General features: G+C 71.7%; 3 protein-coding genes. 1 reads left to right on the forward strand and 2 read right to left on the reverse strand.

Annotation, left to right across the window (positions count from 1 at the left end):
- The first annotated feature begins 126 nt into the window (after positions 1-126).
- Positions 127-1,086: a hypothetical protein gene (locus tag BIV23_RS45165; protein WP_071386795.1), complete on the forward strand. Its 960-nt coding sequence runs from the start codon at positions 127-129 to the stop codon at positions 1,084-1,086.
- Positions 1,087-1,104: 18 nt separating this feature from the next.
- Here BIV23_RS45165 and rodA read toward each other — a convergent pair whose 3' ends face one another.
- Together rodA and BIV23_RS45175 are read right to left on the reverse strand one after the other, a co-directional pair.
- Positions 1,105-2,304 (reverse strand): rod shape-determining protein RodA, encoded by a 1,200-nt coding sequence (gene rodA / locus BIV23_RS45170; protein ID WP_071386796.1) that lies wholly within the window; start codon positions 2,302-2,304, stop codon positions 1,105-1,107.
- A gap of 108 nt (positions 2,305-2,412) precedes the next feature.
- Positions 2,413-4,155 (reverse strand): TIGR03767 family metallophosphoesterase, encoded by a 1,743-nt coding sequence (locus BIV23_RS45175; RefSeq protein WP_071386797.1) that lies wholly within the window; start codon positions 4,153-4,155, stop codon positions 2,413-2,415.
- Between the last annotated feature and the right edge of the window lie 450 nt (positions 4,156-4,605).

The following is a 4,605-nucleotide window of genomic DNA, read 5'->3' on the forward strand; positions in this document are numbered from 1 at the left end:
GTCATGCCTTCCCCCTCGATCGGGTCCGCCGCCCCTGTCCCGCTCCGGGGCTCGGCGATCAGAGTTATATGGTTGCGCAACAACGCAACTGAACTGTAGCCGGGGCCAGGTAAGAGGAGGGTCGACGTGGCGGCACGCGGGAGGGGACGCCGCAAGGCGTGGGCGGTCGTGATCGGGCTGGGCGTGGTCCTGGCGCTCGTGAGCTATCTCGCCGTCCGTTTCATCCGTTCGCCGGCCTCCGACGAGTGCACGGCGCACGGTCCGGACGGTACGGCCGTCTCGCTCGACCTGGACCAGGCGTCCCACGCCGCGACCATCGTGGCCGTGGCCCACGCGCGCGGCCTGCCGGAGCGGGCCGTCACCATCGCCCTGGCGACCGCGATCCAGGAGTCCAAACTCCGTGATCTCGCCTACGGGGACCGGGACTCCCTCGGCCTGTTCCAGCAGCGCCCGTCCCAGGGCTGGGGCACCCCCGCACAGATCCGCGATCCCGTCTACGCGGCGGGCAGGTTCTTCGACGCGCTGGTCAAGGTGCCGGACTACCTCGGCCTGCCGGTCACCGTCGCCGCGCAGCAGGTCCAGCACAGCGGCTACCCGCAGGCGTACGCCCAGCACGAGGACATGGCGGCGACGCTGGCCGACGTGCTGACGGGACGGGAGGGGCCGGCGCTGAGCTGCACGGTGAGCGGGGCGTCGGCGGCCTCCGGCGAGGCGAGCGCCTCCGGCGGGGCAGGGGTCGCCGGTGGCGGCGCGGACGCGGCGGGCTCGGTGCCGGACGGCGAGAGCGGTCTCGCGGCCGCGGTCCGGCGGGAGTTCGGCGGGGCGCCGGCCGCCGTGTCCGTGGCCGGCAGCGGCAGCGTCAGCTACCCGATCGCGCCCGACCGGGCGGCCACGGGCTGGTCCCTCGCCCTCTGGCTGGTCTGTCACGCCACCGCCCTGCACACCACGTCCGTGACGTTCGACGGCCGGCGCTGGACCAGTACCGCGTCGGACCGGGGCTGGACCCACGCGGCGTCCGCACCCGGGACCGGCCGCGCCGGGGCGGTGGCGGTGACCCTGGGCGGGAACACCCAGGGCCCGGCGTGAGGGCTCGGTGCGCACTTCCTAGGCCTGGACGGGACGTTGGACCTTTATCGACTGGAGGAGGCCCACGGCCGTCCACACGGCGAACATGGACGAGCCGCCGTAGGAGACGAACGGCAGCGGGATGCCGGCCACCGGCATGATGCCGAGGGCCATGCCGATGTTCTCGAAGGACTGGAACGAGAACCAGGCGACGATCCCGGCGGCGACGATCGTGCTGTACAGCTCGGTCGACTCGCGCGCGATCCGGCAGGCCCGCCACAGGATGACCCCGATCAGGCCGATGATCAGGATGCTGCCGGCGAAGCCCAGTTCCTCGCCGGCGACCGTGAAGACGAAGTCGGTCTGCTGCTCGGGCACGAACTGCCCGGTGGTCTGCGCCCCGTGGAAGAGGCCCTGCCCGGTCAGCCCGCCGGACCCGATGGCGATCCGGGCCTGGTTGGTGTTGTAGCCGACGCCGGAGGGGTCCAGGTTCGGGTCGGCGAAGGCCGCGAACCGGTTGATCTGGTAGGTGTCCAGCAGATGGAGCTGCCACACCGCGACGGCGCCCACGACCCCGACGGTGAGCAGGCCGAAGATCCACCGGTTGGACGCGCCCGAGGCGAGCAGCACGCCGAGGATCGTGACGGTCATGACCATCGTCGAACCGAGGTCCGGCATCATCATCACGACCATGATCGGTACGGCGGCCAGCCCCAGCGCCTGGACCACGGCACGGCTGTCGGGGTACATCCGGTCGCCCGCGTCGACCTGGGCCGACAGCAGCATCGCCATGCCCAGGACGATCGCGACCTTCACGAACTCCGAGGGCTGGAGCGAGAATCCACCGCCCAGCACGATCCAGTTGCGGTTGCCGTTGATGGTCGCGCCGAGCGGCGTGAGCACCAGCAGCACGCCGAGGACCGAGACACCGTAGAGGACCGGCACGGCGTTGCGCAGGGCGCGGTGGCCCAGCCAGAGGGTGCCGGTCATCAGGGCGAACCCGATGCCGAGGTTCATCAGGTGCCGGACCAGGAAGTAGTACGGGTCGCCCTGGTTGATCGCGGTGCGGTTGCGGGTCGCGGAGTAGACGAGCAGCGAGCCGATGAAGGACAGCGCGAGGGCCGACAGCAGTATCGGCCAGTCCAGCCGGCGCAGCGGCGAGTCCCGGGCGAACAGCCGTGTCACCCGGGACCGTTCGGGCCCGTACCCCGAGACGGAGAAGCTCTTCACGCTGGTCATGTCAGCTGCCTCCGGCGGTCTGGCTGGCTGTCCGTGCCGGAATGATAGCTGCGCAGTTGCGTAAATCTGCAAGTGAACCGGGATGAGGGGCCCGAACGTGTCGCCCTCCTACCCGGCCGGGGCGGTGAGGAGCAGCTCGGTGTTGTGGTCGGCGGAGGTGCCGATACGGGTGGCGGGGGTGGCGTACGGATCGTTGTAGGCGAGTTCGCGGTACAGCGCGGCGAGGCCCGGGTCGGAGACGTCGGCGAAGTCGGTCCGGTAGGGGGCGGCGGACTCGATGAGGGTGGTGAACAGGGAGAGGGTGCCGTCCTGGTTGTCGGCGATCTCGATGATCCGGGCGTGGTGCGGATAGTCCACGTGGGAGGCGGTGTTGATCTCCCAGAAGGCGCGCTCGGGGACGCTGTGCCCGTGCGGGACGATCTGGTTGGTGTGGGTGTGCCCGTTCACCCAGGCCACGACGTTCGGGAAGCGCTGGAGCAGGGTGACGAGTTCCGCCCCGCCGTGCCGCCCCTCGAAGGGCCGGTAGGGGTCCGGCAGCAGATTGCCCATGGTGGCGCTGGTGTGATGGCTGAACACGACGACGAGCCGGCCGTCGGACCCGCCGCGCACCACATGCCCGTCGGCGTCGTACCAGTGCCCGCTGTTGTCCTTGAGGACCGACTCCAGCCAGTTCAGCTGCGCGGTGCCGAGCGAACCGTCCGCGAATCCGGCCCGGTTGGTGGTGTCGAGGCTGATCCCGAGGACGCCGTCGGCGAGGTCGAAGGTGTAGTAGAGCTGCCCGCTGTCGACGGAGTCCTGACCGAAGCCGTGCCCGACGGGTCCCGCGCCGGTGTACTTCGCGTCGAGATGGGCCCGGGCGAACTCGGTGGGCGTGAACGGATGCCGCCGCTCGTCGGGCGTGACGGTACGGACGGCACCGCCGCCGGCCAGCAGCTTGCCGAGCAGTACGGCGGCCTGTCCGGGGTCGTGCAGCAGCGCGTCCGCGAGCTGCGCGGCGGTGGCGTCGTCACACCCCTCCACCTTCAGGGAGCCGGTGTAGAGGTCGTTCAGCAGCCCGAGGTCGGGCAGGCTGCCCTCGATGCTGTCGTCGTGGTTGCCGACGGTGGTGTACCAGGGGACGCTCAGCCCGGGCGCGTCGAAGGGCCGGACGGCACCGCCGAGCAGCCCCGGTATCTCGGGCAGCCCCTTGGCCTTGTAGGCGTCCGGCACCGAGGACCCGGGATTCCAGTACAGCCCGCTCCCGGAGTTCTGGACGCCTTCGTACCGCCCGGGATCCCCGCTGTTCGGCACGATCCGCCCGCCGCTCATCACGCTCAGATACCAGTCGAGCTCGATCCGCTCGTGGTTGTCGGTGTTGTCCCCGGTGGCCATCACGCACCGGAACGGCAGCCCCGTGTACGGTCCTTGCCGCACCGCGTTGACCCGCTCGACGAGCGAGGACGCGCCGCGCACGGTCAGCGTCTCCTGCGGCCGGTGCGCACTGTCGATGAGCCGCGCCAGGTACTCGAACCGCACCGGCGACTCGGTGTCGGTCAGATGCAGGTCGGTGAACTGCACGAAGGACGCGAGCCCGGTGCGCCGCCCGTCGCGCCCGCTCCCGGCGCCGCGCAGCTCCTCCCGCACCACCAGCGGCCATCCGGGCCCGGCCGTGAGCCGCTTGTACGCCCCGTCCCCGACGGCCGTCGCGGCCTGCTGGAGCGTGGTCCCGTCGACCCGCACGGCCCGCGCGGCACTCTCGGCGAGCGCCCGCTCCCGCGCCACGGCCCGCCCGGACAGGAACACGGACCCGAGCCCCGCGGCACCGGCCCCCGCCACGAACCGCCGCCGGCTCATCCCACTCGTCCTGCTCATCCCACTCATGAATCCCCCTGTCCACGCCGGTAGTTGAGACTCCGCCCGAGGCGCGGGGCGGCTGTGGCGGATACGCCGGGGTGAGCCTTACCGACGGGTAGGGGAGTGTCCAGGGGGCGGAGGGAAACTTGGAGGAAACAGGGGGAGAGCGGGGGAGGGCGAGGGAGAGCGGGGCGCAGGGGGAATCCGACGGCGGCCGCGACTTCACCGCCGTCCGGCTCAGCACGGGCTGACGGGCGGGCGGGATGCCGGACCGGGGTGGCGGGAGAGAGTGCGCCGGAGCCGCACCGAACGGGGGAACGGGGGTGCGGCCCCGGCGCGTGCGGCCTCCGTGAGGAGGCGGTCCTCGTGTCCGGCCCGTGCGGGAAACACCGGATCCGGGCAGGGCCTGGCTAGGCCTTGAGGGTCCAGCGGGGGCCCTGTGGGCTGTCCTCGACGGTGAGGCCGGAC

The organism is Streptomyces monashensis (assembly GCF_001866665.1).
GTDB classification, from domain to species: Bacteria; Actinomycetota; Actinomycetes; order Streptomycetales; family Streptomycetaceae; genus Streptomyces; species Streptomyces monashensis.

Excerpts from the sequence above, each read along its gene's own strand:
- rodA (WP_071386796.1), bottom strand. The coding sequence starts at position 2,304 with ATGACCAGCGTGAAGAGCTTCTCCGTCTCGGGGTACGGGCCCGAACGG.
- BIV23_RS45175 (WP_071386797.1), bottom strand. The coding sequence starts at position 4,155 with ATGAGCAGGACGAGTGGGATGAGCCGGCGGCGGTTCGTGGCGGGGGCC.